The 19,290-nt window shown below is 71.1% G+C and carries 15 protein-coding genes and 1 CRISPR repeat array; of the genes, 7 read left to right on the top strand and 8 right to left on the bottom strand.

Features of this window, described 5'->3' with window-relative positions; translation table 11 throughout:
* Positions 1-451: 451 nt before the first annotated feature.
* From cas2e to casA, 7 genes are read right to left on the bottom strand one after another with little or no spacing between them, the layout of a single operon-like run.
* Entirely contained in the window at positions 452-817 is a 366-nt protein-coding gene (gene cas2e / locus AB0399_RS26710) for a type I-E CRISPR-associated endoribonuclease Cas2e (RefSeq protein ID WP_366413071.1), read from the bottom strand.
* Between the two features lie 13 nt (positions 818-830).
* Positions 831-1,781 (bottom strand): type I-E CRISPR-associated endonuclease Cas1e, encoded by a 951-nt coding sequence (cas1e, locus tag AB0399_RS26705; protein ID WP_366413070.1) that lies wholly within the window; start codon positions 1,779-1,781, stop codon positions 831-833.
* A gap of 7 nt (positions 1,782-1,788) precedes the next feature.
* On the bottom strand, positions 1,789-2,490 hold the full coding sequence (cas6e, locus tag AB0399_RS26700) for a type I-E CRISPR-associated protein Cas6/Cse3/CasE (protein ID WP_366413069.1): 702 nt from the start codon (positions 2,488-2,490) through the stop codon (positions 1,789-1,791).
* Positions 2,490-3,194 carry a type I-E CRISPR-associated protein Cas5/CasD gene (gene cas5e / locus AB0399_RS26695; protein WP_329367160.1) on the bottom strand — a complete coding sequence of 235 codons (705 nt, stop codon included), beginning with the start codon at positions 3,192-3,194 and terminating at the stop codon, positions 2,490-2,492. Before cas5e ends, cas6e begins: the two co-directional genes overlap by 1 nt.
* A complete protein-coding gene (cas7e, locus tag AB0399_RS26690) occupies positions 3,191-4,420 on the bottom strand; it encodes a type I-E CRISPR-associated protein Cas7/Cse4/CasC (RefSeq protein ID WP_366413068.1) in 1,230 nt (409 codons plus the stop codon). Before cas7e ends, cas5e begins: the two co-directional genes overlap by 4 nt.
* 59 nt (positions 4,421-4,479) lie before the next feature.
* Positions 4,480-5,193, bottom strand: coding sequence for a type I-E CRISPR-associated protein Cse2/CasB (gene casB / locus AB0399_RS26685; protein WP_366413067.1), 714 nt, complete (start codon positions 5,191-5,193; stop codon positions 4,480-4,482).
* Positions 5,190-9,821: a type I-E CRISPR-associated protein Cse1/CasA gene (gene casA / locus AB0399_RS26680; protein WP_366413066.1), complete on the bottom strand. Its 4,632-nt coding sequence runs from the start codon at positions 9,819-9,821 to the stop codon at positions 5,190-5,192. The genes casB and casA overlap by 4 nt, the downstream gene beginning before the upstream one ends.
* A gap of 130 nt (positions 9,822-9,951) precedes the next feature.
* Positions 9,952-10,591: direct repeats of the CRISPR family, unit length 29 nt; unit sequence GGGAACAGCCCCGCATGCGCGGGGACCAC.
* 822 nt (positions 10,592-11,413) lie between these two features.
* Here casA and AB0399_RS26675 point away from each other — a divergent pair.
* The 7 genes from AB0399_RS26675 (at position 11,414) to AB0399_RS26645 (ending at position 17,889) form a co-directional block, all read left to right on the top strand.
* Positions 11,414-11,581, top strand: a complete 168-nt coding sequence (locus tag AB0399_RS26675) for a hypothetical protein (protein ID WP_366413065.1) — start codon at positions 11,414-11,416, stop codon at positions 11,579-11,581.
* Positions 11,582-12,513: 932 nt separating this feature from the next.
* Entirely contained in the window at positions 12,514-13,161 is a 648-nt protein-coding gene (locus AB0399_RS26670; RefSeq protein WP_366413064.1) for a hypothetical protein, read from the top strand.
* A gap of 49 nt (positions 13,162-13,210) precedes the next feature.
* Positions 13,211-13,657: a nitroreductase family deazaflavin-dependent oxidoreductase gene (locus AB0399_RS26665; protein WP_329367170.1), complete on the top strand. Its 447-nt coding sequence runs from the start codon at positions 13,211-13,213 to the stop codon at positions 13,655-13,657.
* A 399-nt stretch (positions 13,658-14,056) separates the two neighbouring features.
* Positions 14,057-14,326: a hypothetical protein gene (locus tag AB0399_RS26660; protein WP_329367173.1), complete on the top strand. Its 270-nt coding sequence runs from the start codon at positions 14,057-14,059 to the stop codon at positions 14,324-14,326.
* A 407-nt stretch (positions 14,327-14,733) separates the two neighbouring features.
* Positions 14,734-15,054 carry a hypothetical protein gene (locus tag AB0399_RS26655; RefSeq protein ID WP_366413063.1) on the top strand — a complete coding sequence of 107 codons (321 nt, stop codon included), beginning with the start codon at positions 14,734-14,736 and terminating at the stop codon, positions 15,052-15,054.
* A gap of 259 nt (positions 15,055-15,313) precedes the next feature.
* Positions 15,314-17,377: a phosphocholine-specific phospholipase C gene (locus AB0399_RS26650; protein WP_366413062.1), complete on the top strand. Its 2,064-nt coding sequence runs from the start codon at positions 15,314-15,316 to the stop codon at positions 17,375-17,377.
* Between the two features lie 164 nt (positions 17,378-17,541).
* Positions 17,542-17,889, top strand: a complete 348-nt coding sequence (locus AB0399_RS26645) for a hypothetical protein (RefSeq protein ID WP_329367178.1) — start codon at positions 17,542-17,544, stop codon at positions 17,887-17,889.
* On the opposite strand, the gene AB0399_RS26640 is transcribed toward AB0399_RS26645, so the two are convergent.
* Entirely contained in the window at positions 17,879-19,264 is a 1,386-nt protein-coding gene (locus AB0399_RS26640; protein ID WP_366413061.1) for an SMI1/KNR4 family protein, read from the bottom strand. The two genes, AB0399_RS26645 and AB0399_RS26640, sit on opposite strands and share 11 nt — an antisense overlap.
* Positions 19,265-19,290: the final 26 nt, after the last annotated feature.

Below are 19,290 nucleotides of genomic sequence, written 5' to 3'. Positions count from 1 at the left end.
GCCCCGCTCGCGCGGGGAGCACGACGCCTCAGCCCGGTAGCCGGACGCGGTGCCGGGAACAGCCCCGCTCGCGCGGGGAGCACTCTCCCTGGTGGAGAGCACGGGGGCTTTTGCGGGAACAGCCCCGCTCGCGCGGGGAGCACACGGTCGGGTCACCGGTCGTGATCCGCCAGAAGGGAACAGCCCCGCTCGCGCGGGGAGCACCGGAGCTTTGTCATGAAGTCCGCCAACAGTTCGGGAACAGCCCCGCTCGCGCGGGGAGCACCAGTCCAGCCAGGTGGCCAGCTCGCGCCAGGCGGGAACAGCCCCGCTCGCGCGGGGAGCACACTTCGCGACCTGCGAGTTTAGGAGCCGAGGTTGCGGTTTTTACTCACTTGCCGAGATTCCGGCATATCGGGCATCCCTCGTGAGAAGTGATCCGTAAAGCCCCCAGCACGGTGGCGGGCACCCTTCACCTGTTGCCGAACTTTCTGCGCTTCGCGGCCTTGCTCCAGCCGGTTTGCGGTGGAGCTGTCGGGCGGGAAGGGGAGGCGGGGCCGTCAGACGGGGCGGGGCGGTGGATGAGGGTGAGGCCGTCGTGGTCGGTGGGGTGCCACGCGTGGTCGTGGGTGGCGAAGGTGTAGCCCTGTTCGGAGTCGGTCTGGTGGGCGAGGAGGGCGCGGCCTTGGTGGGCGTAGGCGCGGACTTCGGTCCAGAGGGCTTCGCGGATGCGGGCGGAGGGGTTGCCGAGGAAGACACCGGGGGAGATCTCCAGGAGCCATCGGGTGAGGTAACCGCGCAGGCCGGCAGGGCAGTTGGTGAGGACGATCACGGTCATGGCGGAGCCTGCCTCACCAGATGATCTCGGAGGCGTGGTTGCGGCCGGACTCGACCTCGGCGCCGTGGTCGGACTGGAGCGTCACGCGGTCGCTGTCGGAGGAGGAGGTCGCGGCGGCTTCGTCGTAGCGCAGCAGGTCCTTGATGTCGCGGACGCAACGGTCCAGCAGGTGGGTCTTGTTGATGCGGTCGCGCAGGGCGCGGCGGGTGCGCGCGGCGACGTCCTCGGGTCCTTCCACGGCGGCGTCGAAGGCCGCAGGGATGGCTACTTCCGTCTTGTAGAGGTCGGCGATGTCCATCACGAAGGACCGTTCGTGGCCGGAGTGGACGAAGCCGAGGGCAGGTGAGCAGCCGAGGGCGGTGACGACGGCGTGCGCGATGCCGTACATGCACTGGGCGGCAGCGGTGATGCCCTGGTTGGGGGCGTCCCCGGCGGTGAAGTCGTCGCGGTGGTATTCGCGGCGGCGCCACGGCACGCCTGTGCGGGCGGACTCGGCGCGGTAGCAGGCTTTGAGGCGGTCGCCCTCCATGCCGAGGAGTTGCTGCCGGGTGCGGCCGGAGGGGTCCTCGTCGGGGAAGCGCAGGCGGTACATCGCGCGGGCGACGTCCAGCCGGGTACGGCGGTTGGCCCACGCGGTGGCTTGCGCCTCGACGAGCGCGGAGGAGCGGGTCAACGCGCGCCCGCCGGCGTAGAAGCGGACGCCGTGTTCGCCGACCCACGCGACGCCGGCGCCGCACTCGCCGAGGACGCTCATCGCCTGGTGGGTGACGCGGGTGCCAGGGCCGAGCAGGAGGGTGCCGATGGTGGCGGACGGGATGTGGGTGACCCCGTCGGCATCGGTGGCGGTGATGGCGTTGTCGGCGCGGTGGACGACGCAGCGTTCGAGGTAGACGAACGACAACCGGTCACCGACGCGGGCGAGTTCACGCGGAGCGGCGGCGCCGCGACGGGCGACGGTGCTCACGGCCGGATCACCGCACCGGTGCGAGGGTCATGAGGCCGCAGCCGTACGCCTTGGCCTTGCCGAGCCCTTGGACGAGAGTGCGTCGCAGGACGGCGGGTTCGGTGACGGTGAGCCGCCCGTCGTAGGTGACCGTGGTGAGTGACACGGTCCTGCGCTCGGCTGCCTTGGCGAAGCGCAGATCCCTCTTGTCCCGGACGACGAGCTGGAGTTCGTCACCCTGGTCCAGTACCCGTTTGCCGGGCGGCGTCTCGGTGATGGCGAAGCCGGCTGAGTCCTGCCTGCTCAGCAGCCAGGCGGCCTGGTGCTTCGGCGTGATGTGCGCGGTGCGCTTGGTGGGTTCGTCGGCGGTACGGCGGATGCTGTGCACGGGGTTGGCGGTGAGCCGGAACGACCACGTGCTGCCCTTGGTGAGCTGATCGAGGAAGCTGCCGTAGTCGTACGTCTGCCAGCCGGGTGTGTCCGTGGCCGCGGGCCAACCCGCCTGATCCACCAGGTGTGTCATGTCCGGGCGGCCGGGGCTGACGACGAACAGCACCACCTCGGAGGCGGAGTTGCGGTCGACGCGCCACAGGACGCGCGGGCCGGAGCCGTCGCGCGCGGGGGGATCGGGGAACGACATGTTCACGGCCGCGTGCATGCGGTGCGGGGAACCCAGGAGTTCGCGGCCCTCCCGGCGGGCGGTGTTGACGCGGAAGCGGGTCAGGTACATCAGACGGGTCCCAGGACGGAGGTCGGGTCGTGGTCGAACATCGGCCGGGTCGGCGGCGCTTCGGGCCGGGGGACGTTCGCGGAGGTGATGCCGCGCAGGCCGTAGCGGCGGTGCCGCGGGTCGAAGCTGAGCGGTGCGTCGCGGAGGGTCTGCTCCGGTGCCTCGCCGGGCAAGCTGTCGAGGAGGAGAGTGAGTTCGGTTCCCTCGCGGTGCCGGTCCCGGTACCAGGGCGACGCCTGCCACGGAGCCTGCTCCAGCGCGGTGGCCAGGTCGGCGTCGTCGCGCACGCCGAGGTCGACCGGTGCGGCCGGAGGGCAGGAACGGCGCCCCAGATACGGCAGGTAGACCGGCTCCCGCACGGCCGAGTACAGCCGCCGTACGACATCGGCCTCCCCTTCGACTCCGGCGACGAAGACCGCGTCGGCGAGGTAGAAGCGCTCGGAGAGCGGCATGGACTTGTCCGTGTCGAAGTGGTGGGCGGTCTGGAAGTCCCTTACCCGGGTGCCGGGTTGGTCGATCCTGACCCCGAAGCGCAGCGCGGCCAGGTCGGAGAGGTCTGCCTCGCGCGCCCTTCCTTCCGCGGCGGCGAGCATGCCCAGCACACCGCTCTTGGTCGGGGCGTTCTCCGTGGTGCGGCGTACGAAGCGGGCGGCCGACCCCCATGCCTGGAGCGGGCCGGACAGCCGCAGCAGGAGCACGCTCATGCCCCGGACCCCACCGGCTCGACGGGGCGCTCGGCGGACCCCAACTGCTCCACGACGGCGGCGCCGACCGTCGAGACCAACTCCTCGATGCCGACCTCCCGGCCGAGGCCGGCCAGCGGTTCCGCGTCCTCGCCCACCCGCACCACCCAGGTGCGGTCCGCGTCCGCGACGCCGTACGCCTTCTCCAGGTCGGGGACGTAGCGGGCGAGCCGGGCACATGCCTCGCGGACGAAACCGCCCTCGTCGCCTTGCCGGACGGCCCGTTCGAAGGCGGCGACGAAGCTGATCGGACGCTTGGTGCGCAGCTTGACGATGACCGCGGTCGGGAGGGTGTGGTGGCCGAAGGTGTTCACCTTGCCGGTGGGCAGGGAGGTGATGAAGCCTTCGAGGAACGCTTCGACGGCGCGCCGGGTCGGGGCGGCGGCCTGTTCGGAGTCGTCGAGCCCGGCGCCGAGGTTGGCCTGGAGCCGGTTCACGTCGACGGCCGCGTAGCGGTACAGCGTCGCGGAGTTGAAGTCGACGACTCCGATCATGCCGGCACCGGACTCGGCGTCGGTGTTCCGGTCGTCGACGGCGGTGTAGTAGTCCGACTCGTTGTCGACGGCGTGCACGCTGATGGCGTGTGCGACCTGCGTGGCGGCCTCGACGTTGAGATCGGTGGCGTCGGCGACCATGCGGCCGAACAGCGCGATGTCCACGGAGTGCCGGGTGTCGACGAGTTGGCGGGCAGCCGCCTTGTTCTCCTTGGCCTTGAAGAACTCCTTGAGCGCCTTCACGTCTCCGTTGCCGTCGCTGCCCTTGATCGTCAGGGCGGCGAGGCCGTCGAGTTGGGCGGCGCTGAGGAACATCAGGTACGACGATTCCGGCGCGGGGTCGGGCTCGCCGTCCTTGACCTTGCGCTTGGGCGGCTCGATCTTGGAGCCCGTGGCGGTGCGCAGTGCCTCGGAGGCGAGTTCGAGCGCGGCCGTGCGGTCCAGCGACGGGTCGAGCGCGGCCAGCCGATCGGCGAGCGCTTCGGCGACCTTCTTCGTGCGGACGCCGAGCTCGGACGGGTCGAGGAGTTCCTCGAACTTCCGCCGGGTCGCCCGCTTCCACGCCTGGCTGGACACGCGGGATCGCCGCACGCCCCCGTAGACCGCGGACTTGGGCGAGCCGGTGTCGTCCCGGTTGATGTTGCTCGGCGGCACGGTCTGGAGCACATGGACGTCGAGAATGGTGCGCGTCACGGGCGATCGGTTCCTTCGCGAAGCGGGGGCGGTAGGGGTCGGAGCGGTGGACCCTCTGGTCAGCTGTCGGTCGCGGTATGGGCACGTACGGCGCCCGCCAGGTGGAAGTCCCGGCCCCACTCGCGCCGGATGCCGGCCTGCGCGGAGGGAAGTTGCCACCAGTAGAGCTGCTCGGCCAGGAGTGCGTAGTCGAGCGGGACGCCGTCCTTGCGGAGCAGAAGCACGATCTCGCGCAGCCGCTGGCCGAGGATGTCGAGTGACGTGGCGGTACCGACCCGGACGAAGCGTCGGCGCACCGGTTCGTCCAGTTCGGGCGCGGACTTCACGGCCGCGGCTCCGGCGCCTTCGGCGGCCGGCGCCGCCTTGGACATCAGCGCGCGGACCGAACGGCCCAAGCCGTAGCCGGAGATGTGCGTGTCCATGTCGCGGTGGGACTGCTGGTGCAGGGCCCACATCGTCACGGCCAGGTGCAGCGCCTCCTCGGCGCGGGCCTGGTCGATCGGGCGCCGGCCACCGCGGGAGGTGTCGCCCGGCGATTCGTCCGCGATCTCGGCGAGCACCATGGCGAGGTCCTCCGTCCCGGTCTGGCCCCACAGGTCGGGGAGGGAGTTCGCGGGCTGTCCGGCCCCCCGACGCAGCCGGGCGAGGGTCGATACGGCGGACGGGCGGTCCTCGCGGTAGCCACGCTGGAGGCGGCGGATGAAGCGGTCGGCGCTGGTGCCCACCGGTCCGATCGCACGGGGGCCCGAGACGTAGGGGGCGGTGGTCGTCATTCCGGTTGCTCCGTCGGTTCCTGGTCGGGGGCCTTGTCGGACGGGCGGCTTTCCTGGTCAAGCGGTCCGTCGGCAGCGGCGGACGCGCGGGGCAGGAGCGTCAGTACCTTGTTGAGGCGTCCGCGGAACCACACATCCGCCTGCGCGTCGTTGACCCATCGGGCCCCGCTGCCGTCGCGCTGCTCCACGTAGCGTCCTTCGGAGGCAGCCGGGCCGGCGGCGTCGAGCAGACCGCGGCCGAGGTCGCGGATGATCTGGGACACGGTGGCCTGCCACTCGCCTCGGTACACCGCCGGGTCGGAGTGTTCGCCGAGCTTGCGCAGCCACTGGCGGTACGGGCCGTCCAGAGCCGCGTAGCCGAGGTCGTGGGCGGTGTCCGCGGGCGGGCCCGGCTCCGCGCCGACCGCGCGGGCGAGGTTGCCCGCCAGGTAGCCGAGGGCCCGCACCGCCTGGTCGGCGTCGGCCACCGCGTCGACTGCCGTGCGCCCGTACTCGGGTTGCGCGGTGTGCAGGGCGACCACGGGCAGCACGACCTCGTCGTCCACGATCTCGTCGATCACCGACTGCTGCGTGCCGTACGACGCGCCGACGATCCGGGTGCGGAGCAGGCCGAGCTTCGGGAGGTAGCCGCCGTTCGTGAGCCTGGCCAGCCACTCGACCACGCCGGACGGCAGGATGGCCGCGGCCTCCTGCCGCTGTTCGGCGCTCTCACGTGCCTGCCCCTGCGCGGGCAGCAGTGCGGCCAGACCTCGCCACGCCGCCCGGTTCGGGTCGTGCGTGCGCGGCATGTACGCCTGCGGAACGCCTTGCTTCTTCGCCTGCTGAGGGCTGTCGCGCCAGCCGGTCATCGGCTCGCGCAGGTGCTTGTTGAACGGGAGCAGTGTGTCGCCGTACGCCAGGACCACACCCGTGACGGCGCCACCCGAGTGGTGCAGGCGGATGCGGCGGCTCTGCCAGGTGTAGAGGTCGCGCGGGCCGGACGGCCGGGGATCGTCAGGGTCGGGCTCGAACGGTTCCGGGCCGACGACCGGGCGGCGCCACGCGGGACGGTCGTTCTTCTTGACCTGGACGAAGTCGTTGTCCGCCGCGATGAGGTTGAGCAGCAGGGTCTCGCGCAGCGTGGTGCCCTCGGCGAAGATCCCACCGAGGTTGCCGGTCCAACCGACACCCTGGGGATAGCCCTTGCCACCCTTGACCCTCGGGTCGCCGACCGCGCCGGATTTGATGCCGGACACGTCGAAGGCGTGGGCATGCACCAGCCAGCGGGCCGCCTCCGCGAACTCCAGCCGCTCCGGGCCGGGTTGCCGCATGCTGAAGAACGGGTCGCCGTTCGGCACATCGGCGACGATCCGGTTGAGCGGGCCCATCTCATCCTTCTCCGTGTGCAGGTAGGCCACTTGGAGGAACGGGTGGTGCGGGTGCAGCAGGTCGAAACGGTCGCGATGCCGTTCGAGGTAGTCGGGCACGTCGGCGAAGGCATCCTCGCCGGCCTCCCACAACTCACCCCACTCCTCGATGTCCTCGGGCCCTTCGAGCGCGTCGTGCAGGACGGCCACCAGCAGCCGCAGCAGCGCGAACTCCTGCGTGGGCACGTCGCCGACCAGACGGCGCAGCTCTCCCGCGTGGGCGAAGACATCCCGCAGGGACAGCTCGGCCGTCGAGCCGTCGAGGCGCTGCACCGGCAGCCAGGGCCGGGCGACGAGATCGAAGTCGGGCACGCGGTCCACCACTCTTGAGTGACGTGCGCCGGCAGGCGTCACGAGGAGCCCGTCGGACGGGCTGTAGGTGAGGTCGTAGCCTGCCAGCCGGGTCCGACAGTCCTCGTCGAGGACGAGGAACAACTCCCCGGCCAGCCAGGGGCATTCCTTCGCCTGCCACGCCTCGACCTGGAACTTCTCCAGTTCCGCGATGGTCCGGTCGATCACCCACGGCTTGGAGAAGTGCCAGGGAAGGGTGAGGGCGCTGGCGGCCGCCGCTGCTGCGGCCCGCGGCGGCGGTACGGCGTGCTCGGGCAGCTCCAGGCCGCCGCGGTTCCTGTCCAGCCACGGCACGGTCGTCAGGGTGCCGTCGCTGCGGCGCTGGATCACCAGGACCTCGACGCTCTCCTCGCTGTCGCGCACCTGGGCCCTGCCGGTACCGCTGTCGTCCGCGTCTCCGACGCCCGCGTCCACCCAGCCGATGACCGGCCTCCCCGGCTTGCGGACCGGGCCGAGACGGAAGACCTCGGCGCGCTCGCGCTTGGTGGCCAGGAGTTGGCGGTACGCGCGGCGGGCTTCGTCCATCTCCGCTGCCCAACTGCTCCGGCCGAGAGGGGCGTTACCGTAAACCGCCTGCACCAGAGGGCTGATGTCGTCGGGCAGCCGCAACGGCTCCGCGTCCAGGTGTGGTTGGAGGGCCGCGAGCGTCCGCAGCAGCAGGTGCTTCCCCTCGTAGACGCCGACGGTTCCCTTCGCGGGGATCGGCGGGTCGCTCGGCGGGTCGATCGTCCACTCCGTGCCCGTCACCAGGCATCGGGCCGTTCGGAGCCGGGGAGGCCGGTCGCGTATGTGGCGATGCAGGCGGCCCATGCGCTGCAACATCAAGTCCACCGGGGCGAGGTCGGTGACGAGAAGGTCGAAGTCGATGTCGAGTGACTGCTCCACGACCTGGCTCGCGACGACGATGTGCGCTCCGGTCGGCCGATTGCCTTTCGGGCCGAACCGCTCCAGCAACTCGGAGTCCTTACGCGCCCGGTCGGCGGCCAGGAAGCGGGAGTGGGCGACAGTGACGTGGTCCTCGCCGAACCGCTCCCTCAGTCGCTCGGCCGCCTCCTGCACCCGGTCGACGGTGTTCCGTACGACCAAGGCGCAGCCGCCATCGGCGAGTTCGGCTGCCAGGCGATCGCCGAGCGCGGCAACGTCGTCTTCCCACGGCTCCAGCCGGACGTCGGTACCGCGCCCGGATGCCGCGGACGGCTGCGCGATCATGGCGCTCCCGTCCCGCGATACGGCCGTCAGCAGCGGATACGCGTCCGCGGGCGCCTCCGCCGTCGGCACGGCCTCACCCACGTACGCCTCGACGAGCGCGCGTCGCCTTCCCGCCGGGAGCGTTGCCGACAGCAGGACGACCGGGACGCGGTAGGCGGCCAGCCACTCCAGGACCCGCTCCAGGTACGTGCTCATGTAGGCGTCGTACGCGTGGACTTCGTCAATGATGACGACCTTGCCCGCGAGTGCCAGGTGCCGCAGGGCGAGGTGACGGCTCTTGAGTCCGGCGAACAGCACCTGGTCGATCGTGCCCACGGCGAACGACGCGAGCAGTCCCTTCTTCCTCCCGCGCAGCCACTGGTGGGCCTGGAGGCCGGACGGCCGTCGCCGGGTCTTCGCACTCGGCCGCGACACCTCGTCGGAGCCGTCGAGGTCGACGGCCGCGATCGTACGGCTGCCGTCGCGTGCCAGACCCGCCCACGTGTCGTTGAGGGCGGCTTTGGCGTGGGCGAGGAAGACCGAGCGCGGGCCTTCGGCCGGCAAGTGGCCCAGCCAGTCGAGCAGTCGGGCGAACATCGCGTCCCCGGTCGCCCGGGTCGGCAACGCCACCATGCAGCCACCCGCGCCCGTACGCGCGGCAAGGATCTCGGCCGCGGCCAGGGCCGCCTCCGTCTTGCCCTCGCCCATCGGCGCCTCGATGATCAGTAGGCCCGCCGGGTTCATCTCCCGGGCGACCCGTACGGCTTCTTCCTGTACGGGGCGGATCGACGCGCCGTCCGGCAGGTCGAAACGGCGGGCGAACAACTCCCCGGCGGGGCCTTTTGGTTCTGCCGGCTCCCACGGAGCCGGCAGGTCCAGTCCGCGCCAGGCTGCTGCCAGCCTCTGTTCCGTGGTGCGCCGGTCACCGCCCTCATCGACCGTCTGATAGGGAAACAGCTCCGCCGAACTGGCGATCCAATCGGCCAGGATGACCAGCGCCGTCAGCGTCACCTGCGCCAACTGCGGCAGTTTCACCGTCCTCCACGCGCCGAGCCGGTCCTCCACTTCCGCAGCCCGCGCACACGCGCCCAGCAGTTCGAACTGCACGGCCTTCCACGCGGCTTCGCTCGCACCTCTCGTTCTGAGTAATTCCGGGTGCAGCGCCAAGTCGTGAATTCGCTGATGCCCCGGGTGCACCCCATGGTGGCCCCCCACCACGATCGCGAACTGACCGCTGATCCGGTCGGTCCAGCCATGCTCCTCGGCGAGCCACTCCTGCGTGATCAGTTGACCGGCGAGCCCGTGCGGCCCCAACTTCCGGTCCTCTCCGAACTGTTTCCGGTCCGGCATTGCCAGTCCGGCATCCCGCATCGCGTTCGCCAGGGACTCCACCTGACATGCGAACGCGGGTGTCGCCTTCCCGACGTCGTGGCTTGCGGCGAGCCACACGGCGAGCCGCCGCCCGTCCTCGATCCCCCCGGGCAACGCCTCGCTGACCAGCACCTTGACGTTCCGCGGCAACCACGCGTCCCACAACCGCCCCGCCACGGCCCCGCTGTCGGCCATATGCCGCCACAACGGCAGCCATCCGTCGGTGGGGCGATCGTGCTTCCCCCACGCCGCCCGCGCCGCGACCGAGAAGCCATCGAACGCCTCATCGAAGGTCGGGCCAGTGCTGTTCACGGCAGTAGTGCACAGCATGGCGCCGCCACCAAGGGCGGCAAGTCGTAATCTGCCCGATGTTGATCTCTTATGAGCGTTTGCTGGAGATGGGATCTACCCGGGGTATGGCCGTGACGGACAGTAGCTATGGGGGAACAGCCCCGCATGCGCGGGGACCACGACCTGGTGACGGGCTGGCACACCAACCGCTGGGGAACAGCCCCGCATGCGCGGGGACCACGGGTTCCAGATCCCCGCGACGCTCGTCAAGGCGGGAACAGCCCCGCATGCGCGGGGACCACGGTCGCGCCGCTGTTGCTGAACGCGGTAGCCGGGGGAACAGCCCCGCATGCGCGGGGACCACTTGGCGATCTCACGGATCGGCGGGCACTTCCGGGGAACAGCCCCGCATGCGCGGGGACCACTCCTGCTCGGTGAGGGAGCCGATGTGCAGCAGGGGAACAGCCCCGCATGCGCGGGGACCATACGCTGATGCGATGCCAGGACGCCGACGCCGCGGGAACAGCCCCGCATGCGCGGGGACCACCGCCTGTGGACGACCGCCAGCGACAAGGTCAAGGGAACAGCCCCGCATGCGCGGGGACCACGCGTACCCCGTCAGGCCCAGCGCCCGGCGGACGGGAACAGCCCCGCATGCGCGGGGACCACACCGCTGGAGAGCGGCCTGAAGTCGGCGGCCAGGGAACAGCCCCGCATGCGCGGGGACCACTGGGGCGCCTGGGAGAGCGCGACGAACGGCCGGGGAACAGCCCCGCATGCGCGGGGACCACACTCTGTGGCCTGCAGTTTTATGGAGTGGGAGGCGTGTTTTTACTTACTTCTGCAGGTTCGGTCATTTCGGTCATTTCTGCTTGATCGATGGCCGTCTTGGCGGGCTGGGTCTGGTGGGCGTCCCTCGCTGAGTTAATCACGCGGCCTGCCGACGGGATTTGCGCATTGGTTCGTGCAGCGGCTTTTGTGCGAACGCGGTTGGGCGTGCAGGGTGTACGCCTGCTGCTTCGGGAGTTGGCGCGCATCGGGGCGTGGGAGGCGCGGACGAGGCCACGTCGCCTGGGAGGCTTGCCCTGGTCAACCTGTGGCTCGCAGGAGGGGTGCCGCCAACCCTCCTGACGCTGAATCGGGCCGTTCATCCCCACCCAATCGCATCAGCAGCCACACAGGCCACCCATGAACCGGTGAACCTTCCCGGTCGCAGCACTAGCTATAACGATCAGCGACGGTTATTCCGGTCGTTTTGAGGCATCCAAGGGACGGCTGCGGACAGGAACAGTTGTTGAGGTTGCGGTACCTGGCTTCTGTACCGCAGGACTCAAATGCCGCTGGTTGCCAGGAAGTCACCGCTTTAGGAGAGCGGGTGGCGGATCGGGCCCGTGACCCGCGCTTGGGCTGGTTGGGCTGAGACCGGGCCGGCGCCCCGTCGTTCGCCCCTGTTTCCCGTGGCTCCCCGCCCGATCTGGCGCGGTAGTGGCACGGATTACGCGTGGGCACACCGCACAGCTCGATGTGATTCTCCTACACTGCTCTGCTGGGCCAGGGCGAGTGCACTGGGGGGATGCGTGGCTTACCTCATAGCGATACCCATTGTCGCTGCGATGTGGACGCTGGGCTGGTGCGTCTTCACCGAGCGGATCCGTGTCCGGCAACACCCCGGTCATGAGTTCTTCAACTTGGTGCTTCCCAAGGTGGTCGGCGGATGGTTCATGCTCTGCTCTTTCGGTGGGATGGCGATCATGGTGTATGGGGCGCTGAAGCACCTGTGATGCCCCCTGAGCCTGTTACGGCTGACAGCAACCACAGCTCGTCCTAGCTGCCATCCCGTCTGCCGTCGGCCCGCACTCCTGGCGTGCGGGCGTGGTTCAGGGCGTCAAGGTGGAGCGCGCCACTGTACGAACGACCTTGACCCCCTGGGCCGCGACTCCTCGGTTTGCCCCGGTCGATGGCAGGTGGGATGCGAGCTCCCGCACCTCCCCACGACGAAACCACGGTCGCCATCGGGACTGAGCCATCCCGGAGCCGGAGCGCCCCCCGCCGGAGGCATCGTCTTCGCCCTGGCTGTGGGCCGGCGCGGTTCGTACTCATCTACCCCGAGCCGCCGGGCCGCACCTGCCGCGCGTGCGCGGCGGGTGCCTTGAACTCATAGAGAAAGTTGTTACTCAGTGCCGGGAAGAGGAAGTTCCGGCCCTGGCGTCTGGGCGGCGGTGACCGGTGCCTCGGGTCCGGATGAGGGTTCAGGTGCGGTGCGGGGGGTGGTCCGGTCTTCGCGTGCTGCGGTGAGGGCGGGCCTTGTTGTTCGAAGTGCTCTGCCCTCGGGCCATGCACGGGCCGGGTGCAACTGCCCTTTCTCATGTCTACGTTGCACGTCAGGAACCCTAACCCTCTTGAGGCGAAGTCCCCTTGAAAACCGTCGTGGCAGCGATGTCACCGTGGGTTCAAATCCCACAGCCTCCGCAGAGGTAGTGGTTTCAGCAGTTCAGAAGGGGCGCCCCAGGTTCTGGGGCGCCCCCTCCGACCTGTCCGGGGGCCCACCGGAACAGCCCGGCGGGCCGGTGGGGGACGGTGCGGGTGGGGCCGGGGGCGGACTGGGACCCGGGTGTCGGTGGGCGGTTGTTCAATGGGCGTCATGACCGTTCGCGAACTCTTGACCAAGCTTCCTGACCCGGTCGTTCTGGCTGCTCGCTGCCGGGCGTTCGCGATGCTTGACGCCATCCTCGACGCGGACGCTCCCACCCACTCGTTCGCGACCGGCTGGCGGGCGGGTGTGGATCTGGCCTCCATGGACAACGGCGCGGGTGACCAGTACGCGATCGTGTTCGACCCGGCCGGAGTGTTCCTCTACGGGTTCGACCACGAGTGCGACGTGACGCCGTGGCGGGAAGAGCCTCGCGCGCACTGGCCCGGTCTCCTCGACGGCTTGCCGGCCTCGCTCGCGCACTACGCGACGACTCCGGAGTTCCAGTTCGACGGCTTCTTCGACGCGACGGTCTGCGTGTGGCGTGAGGCGGGTGCGCCTGCCTGGGAGTGCGGGCCGGTCGAGTTCGCGGACGACGAGTCGGACGGGGCGGGCTGGCTGTTCGGCCTGCTCACCGAAGGCAGCCCAGAGGCGTACGTGGGCTATGCGCAGGACTACCACGGGAGGCCGGTCGACCTGGACGCCGTGCGCGCGGTGCTCGCGGGCGACCCACTGACCCGCCAGACGGTCACCGCGCTTTCTGCCACGGCGAACTTCGAGGCCCTCACCCCGCGGGCCGGCGCGCTGGGCTACCGGGTCCAGGACGAGCCCGGCCGCGGGCTGGAGGATCATGGGCGTGGCAGATCAGTCCGAGGGCCGGTCGGCGGCTGACGTGAGCTCGGCCGTGGTGGGCCGCCTGCACGAGTGGAAAGAGGACAGCATGCCTCTCAGCGGTGAGTACCAGCCGAGCCCGGACGCGTTCGTGCGGGATCAGGTCGCCCTGTACGAGAGTTCCGGGGGCACGGAGGGCACGACCCTGGAGGGGGTGCCGGTGATCGTCCTCACCAGCCTCGGGGCCAAGAGCGGCAAGGTCCGCAAGAACGCGCTCATGCGGGTGGAGCACCAGGGGACGTACGCCGTGGTGGCCTCCCAGGGTGGCGCGCCGAGCCATCCCGCCTGGTACCACAACCTGGTCGCGCACCCGCTGGTCGAGTTGCAGGACGGCGCCGTGCGCCAGGACATGACGGCCCGCGAGGCCACCGGCGAGGAGCGGGAGCTGTGGTGGCCCCGCGCGGTCGAGGTCTGGCCGGCGTACGCCGAGTACCAGACGAAGACGGACCGGGTGATCCCCGTTTTCGTCCTGGAGCCGGCGGCCCGCGCCGACTGACGCCGCTCCGATCCCGCGCTCCCGCCCGCCTCAGGGCGGGAGCCCCGCGTCGACCCGTGAGAAGTCGAACCGTGAGAGCACGGGATCGCTCGCGTCTGCCCGTCGTCCCTCCGCGGGGGCACCGCGCCGGTCGGACGTGCGCATGCTCAGCCCGCGCGGGAGAATGGCGGGGTAGGGATACGAACAGGGACGGCTGCGGGCCGATGAGGGTGCGGGTCGCCCATCGGTGAGGGGCGCCGGGTCACGCCGCGCGGGCATGGTCTCGGACGGCGTGGCCGCGTACTCCCGGAGCCCTCGAAGCCCCTCGTGTCCGCGTACCTGGCGTGCGACGCCCACCGCGCCGATCCCGCGCCTTGTGCGGTCGGCCCGAGCGCCGCCGGCGATGCCTGGAGGTTCGTCATGAACTCACCGAGCACTCACGCTCACGGAGCGGTACGGGTCGGGGCCGGCAGGGGGCCGGCGGGTGGCGGGTCGGCGCGCACTCCGCGGCTGCGATGGCCGGTCGGCTGGGCGGCCACGTTCTTCGTCCTGACCGGCCTGCTCGCCTGGGGCGCGGCGGAAACGGACACGGGTGACACCCAGAACGTGATCGCCGTGCTGTCGACGGCCTGCTTCGTCTTGTTCTGCATGACGCTGGTCCACGTCGTACGGGTGGTGCGGAGGCGTTGACCCGGAGACGGCCCGGGGGCGCTGACCCGGGGGCGCTGACTCCGAGGCACTGACCCGGCGGAGCCGACCTATAGGCCTGACGGGCTTCGAACGGGTGCCGGTCTGCCGGAAGGCCCGCGGGGGCGGACTGCCCGGCCGGGGCCAAGGACACGGTGACCGAGCTGTACCGCATGCAGGCCCCCCGTGCCGTCCAGTTCGCGCCGCCGCGCACCGCTGGAGGAACACCTGGAGGAGCCCCCGGAGGAGCCCCCGGGGGAACAGCCGGGGGAGCAACGGCGCCGACATCCAGCCCTGTTGAGCAACTCGTCTCCATGCGGCGCGATCAGGCGGCGCACTACATGGCGCTGAAACGGTCCCTGGCGGCGACCTGCCCGCAAACCACGGTATCCGCGCCGGGGTTCAGGCCGATGGCTCCCCAGACGCTGCGATTCCGCCTGACCGCGGCGGAGTTGGGGGACGAGGCGTTCGTCGAGGAGACCACGACGTGGGACGGCGGGAGCGACACCCCGTCGGCCAGGCCGGACGACGGTACGCGGACGTACACGGTCTACGCCCGCATGGGCAGCGTCGTCGTCATCTACGGAGAGTTCTCGACGGAGCAGGCGGCCGTGGCGGGCGGGGCGAAGGCGGCGGCCCGCGCGCGGACCGGGCTCGTACGTGCCGCCGCCGCTGCTCCCGCTGCCGGCACTTCCGCCGCCGGCGCGTCCCCCTCCGGCCAGGCCGGTTGAGTCCTGGGCGACGGCTGGGCGGCGCGGGAGCAGGCGGCCGGGCGGCTCGGGAGCGGGCCGGGCTGACGACCCGGGGTACCCGGAGGGGATGGCCTGGGCGACGGTGGCTTGTTCACGCGGCATTGACACCCTGCGCGGGCCGTCACCATCATGTGCGCGGCATCCCTGATCGGGTATGTCGCGAAAACCTCCTCAGCGCGCACGATCGCGCAGGCATCTCCGCCTGAGCCGCCCCCACCGGACCGTCAGGAGAGCATTCGTGCCCAACATCAACCGTCGAAGGTTCCTCCAACTCGCCGGCGGCACCGCTGCCGCGTCCGTGCTCGGCGGCGGCATCGCCAAGGCCGCCGCGATCCAGGCCGCCGCCGGAACCGGGACGTTGCAGGACGTCGAGCACGTCGTCGTCCTCATGCAGGAGAACCGTTCGTTCGACCACTACTTCGGCACCCTGCGGGGCGTCCGCGGCTTCGGCGACCCGCGCCCGGCCACCCTGCCGAGCGGCAGCAGCGTCTTCCACCAGGCGGACTCCTCCGGGCACGAGACGCTGCCCTTCCGGCCGGACGCCGACAACCTGGGCCTGCAGTTCATCCAAGACCTCGACCACAGCTGGTACGGCACCCACCAGGCGTGGAACGGCGGCAACTACGACGACTGGATTCCCGCCAAGGGCACCACCACGATGGCGTACCTCACCCGCGAGGACATCCCCTTCCACTACGCCCTCGCCGACGCGTTCACCGTCTGCGACGCGTACCACTGCTCGATGCTCAGCTCCACGGACCCCAACCGCTACTACATGTACACCGGTTACGCGGGCAACGACGGCAGCGGCGGCGGCCCGGTGCTGGGCAACGAGGAGGCCGGCTACGGCTGGACCACCTTCCCGGAGATCCTGGAGAACGCGGGCGTGTCGTGGAAGGTCTACCAGGACACCGGCACCGGCCTGGACAGCGGCGGCGGTTGGGGCTGGACCAGCGACGCCTTCATCGGCAACTACGGCGACAACTCGCTGCTCTACTTCGACCAGTACCGCAACGCCGTGGCCGGCGACCCGCTCTACGACAAGGCCCGCACCGGCACCGATGTCAACGGCGGGGACGGCTACTTCGACCAGCTCAAGGCGGACGTGCTGGCCGGGCGGCTGCCGCAGGTCTCCTGGATCGCCGCCCCCGAGGCGTTCTGCGAGCACCCCAACTGGCCCGCGAACTACGGCGCCTGGTACGTCTCCCAGGTACTCGACGCGCTCACCGCCGACCCCGACGTGTGGAGCCGTACCGCCGTCTTCCTCACCTACGACGAGAACGACGGCTTCTTCGACCACGTGGTCCCGCCCTTCCCGCCCGCCTCCGCCGCCCGCGGCCTGTCCACCGCCGACGTCACCCAGGACCTGTACACCGGCGGCGTGTCCGGGTACGCCGCCGGGCCGTACGGACTCGGGCCGCGGGTACCGATGCTGGTCCTCTCGCCCTGGAGCACCGGCGGTTGGGTCTGCTCCCAGACCTTCGACCACACCTCGATCGTGCAGTTCATCGAGAAGCGGTTCGGCGTGCACAACCCCAACGTCTCGCCCTGGCGCCGCGCGGTCTGCGGCGACCTCACCGCCGCCTTCGACTTCACCCGCAGCGACTCCGCCGCGCCCACGCTCCCCGGCACCGGCGGCTACGCCCCGCCGAACCACGACAACCCCGGCGACTACGTCCCGACCCCGCCGTCCACCGGTACGGTGCCTGCGCAGGAGGCCGGCCTGCGCAACGCCCGCGCGCTGCCGTACGACCTGGCCGCGGACACCGAACCGGTCGACGGGCGGATGCAGTTCACCTTCGGCAACTTCGGCGCGGCGGGTGCGGCCTTCCTCGTCACCTCCGCGGTGCGCTCGGACGGCCCCTGGCCGTACACGGTCGAGGCGGGCAAGACCCTCACCGACACCTGGGCGATGCCCGGCGCCTCCTCGCCGTACGACTTCTCGGTCCACGGGCCGAACGGCTTCCTGCGCCGGATGGCCGGCACGGCGGGCTCGGTCGGCCCCGAGGTGACCGCCCGGAACGACGCCTCCGCCGGCCAGGTCACCCTGGTCTTCAGCAACCCCGGCACCGACCCGGTCACGTTCACCGCGACCGACGCGTACGCGCCCGACGACCACTACACGTACACCGTCGCGGCGGGCGGCTCGCACAGCGTCCCGGGCTGGGGCGTGGCCGCCGGCAACCACTGGTACGACGTCACGGTCACCTCCGGCGCCGACGCCGCGTACGTGCGGCGCTTCGCCGGACACGTGGAGACCGGCGCCGCGAGCACCAGCGACCCGGCCACCGTGACGGCCTGACCGCTCACCTTCTGCCCACCCGTCCGCCGGCCAGGCCCGTCCACCCTGGGTAGGGGGCGGGCGGGCCGGCGGGTGCGGGTACTCATCGGGGGTTGAGTAGCTGAGCCGATGAGGGATGATCTCCGGCCGGGCAGGCTGTTCCCATCGACCATAGGGAGCGGATGATGATGACGACGAAGGACAGCCGGAGCCGGAGCGGCGCGGTCAGGGCAGCGGGGCGGCGCGGGATACGGGCGTCGATGGTCGGGGCGGTGCTGGTGGGCGCCGCGGTCGTGGCGGTGAGTACGGCGTGCGGCGTGGACCTGCGGGATCGCGAGTGCACGTCGAACGAGTATCCGGTCCAGGCGGTCGGGCCGGAGGGCGGCGGCCAGTGCGTCACCAAGGGCAAGGAGCCGCCGGCGGGCACCGTCCGCTACCCGAAGGGGCAGGTGCCGAAGCGCGTCGGCGACAAGTGGGACCTGTACTGGCAGGACCACGGACTCGACGCGAACGGCAAGCTGATCAAGAAGTGACGCCGGGGTCCGCGCTGCGGGGGGTGGCGAGGATCGCACGGCCGCGGTCCGGGGTGATCAGCTGGGCCAGGACGGGGTCGGCGAGCAGGGATATCGGGGCGATGTGGTCCTCGCTCAGCGGGCGCCACAGGGCCAGTGCCGCCCGGAGTTCGGGCCACGCCTCCTCGCACAGGGCCTCGCGGGCCGCTCGGACCAGGGCGGGGTTGGACAGCGGGCCCGGTTCGGGGGGCGGGCCGCCGCGCGTCGCGTAGAGGGTGGCGACGATCGGGCCCCCGTCCACCGGCTGCTCGTCGGGGGTGCGGAAGGCGGGGTGTGCGGCGAGGCGGTCGGCGACGGCGTGCACCGCGGCGTCGAACTCGGCCCCGCCGAAGGTGAGTCGGAAGCCCGGCTCGGCGGCTCGGGCTTCGTGGTCGCGGATGAGCGCGCGCACCGGTTCTGACGCCTGCTCCTTGAGGCGTGGCAGGGGCCGCAGGTCGTGCGGGTGGGCGAGCTGGTCGTGCCGGACCAGCAACGGCAGCAACTCCGTGGCGAACAGCGGGCCGAGCAGGAGGTCGTCGCCGCCGGGGACGTGCCACAGCAGGTTCGCGATGACGCCGCGCCAGTCGCCGAGCAGCGCCGTCATCTGCGCGCTCAGCACATCGGCGCGCTCGCTGCCGTACTCGTGCGCCTTGGCGAACAGGGCGAGCGGCTCGTCCACCTCGCCTGCCAGCGCCTGACGACGGGCCTGTTCGACCTGCGCGTCCCAGTGGTCGCGCGTGGCGCCGGGCGGCTTGCGCAGGGCGTGGAAGGACACCCACTGCTGGCGCATGAGGTCGTGGAACGAGTCGTACCGCTCAGGACCCATGCCGGACCAGGACGCGAGCCAGTACGCCGCCCACTCGCCGTCCTCGTCCACGTCGTCCGGGTCGAGCAGCATGACGGCGGCGTCGCCGTCGAGGGACAGCCGCAGCGAACGCGCGAGGACCTTCGCCTCCGCGACCTCGAACGGCTCCTCCTCGTCCTCTTCGTCGTCCTCGTCGTCCTCGTCGTCCTCGGCGCTGTCGGCCGCGAGGTCCTCGTACACCTCGATCCAGGTGCGGTCGTCGGTGTCCCGCAGCCACGCCAGCTCCTCGGTGCCCGCCAGCCGGTAGATGAAGTCGCCGGCGTCGCGCCACCCGTTGGTGACGAGCAGGAACTCCCGCAGCGAGGGCGGCAGCCGGCGTCCCAGCCGGGCCTCGGCGGCCGCCACCTCGGCCTCGCCCGCCGGCGCGAAGCCGAGCCAGGTGTCTCGGACGACCTCCTCCGCGAGCGGTAGGTGCTGCTCCGGGTCGTGCGCCGCGACCCACTCCGCGCTCCACTGCTCCAGGAACGGCCGCCACTGCGTACGCTCGCCCATCGCCCCCACCGTTCCTCGCCCGTTGT

Source organism: Streptomyces sp. NPDC088194 (assembly GCF_040702025.1).
Lineage (GTDB): Bacteria > Actinomycetota > Actinomycetes > Streptomycetales > Streptomycetaceae > Actinacidiphila.
This window is presented reverse-complemented; position numbering and strand designations above follow the sequence as displayed.

Excerpts from the sequence above, each read along its gene's own strand:
- cas2e (WP_366413071.1), bottom strand. The coding sequence starts at position 817 with ATGACCGTGATCGTCCTCACCAACTGCCCTGCCGGCCTGCGCGGTTAC.
- AB0399_RS26660 (WP_329367173.1), top strand. The coding sequence starts at position 14,057 with ATGAACTCACCGAGCACTCACGCTCACGGAGCGGTACGGGTCGGGGCC.
- AB0399_RS26665 (WP_329367170.1), top strand. The coding sequence starts at position 13,211 with ATGCCTCTCAGCGGTGAGTACCAGCCGAGCCCGGACGCGTTCGTGCGG.
- AB0399_RS26640 (WP_366413061.1), bottom strand. The coding sequence starts at position 19,264 with ATGGGCGAGCGTACGCAGTGGCGGCCGTTCCTGGAGCAGTGGAGCGCG.
- AB0399_RS26655 (WP_366413063.1), top strand. The coding sequence starts at position 14,734 with ATGGCTCCCCAGACGCTGCGATTCCGCCTGACCGCGGCGGAGTTGGGG.
- AB0399_RS26675 (WP_366413065.1), top strand. The coding sequence starts at position 11,414 with ATGTGGACGCTGGGCTGGTGCGTCTTCACCGAGCGGATCCGTGTCCGG.
- AB0399_RS26670 (WP_366413064.1), top strand. The coding sequence starts at position 12,514 with ATGCTTGACGCCATCCTCGACGCGGACGCTCCCACCCACTCGTTCGCG.
- AB0399_RS26645 (WP_329367178.1), top strand. The coding sequence starts at position 17,542 with ATGATGACGACGAAGGACAGCCGGAGCCGGAGCGGCGCGGTCAGGGCA.
- cas5e (WP_329367160.1), bottom strand. The coding sequence starts at position 3,194 with ATGAGCGTGCTCCTGCTGCGGCTGTCCGGCCCGCTCCAGGCATGGGGG.
- cas6e (WP_366413069.1), bottom strand. The coding sequence starts at position 2,490 with ATGTACCTGACCCGCTTCCGCGTCAACACCGCCCGCCGGGAGGGCCGC.
- casB (WP_366413067.1), bottom strand. The coding sequence starts at position 5,193 with ATGACGACCACCGCCCCCTACGTCTCGGGCCCCCGTGCGATCGGACCG.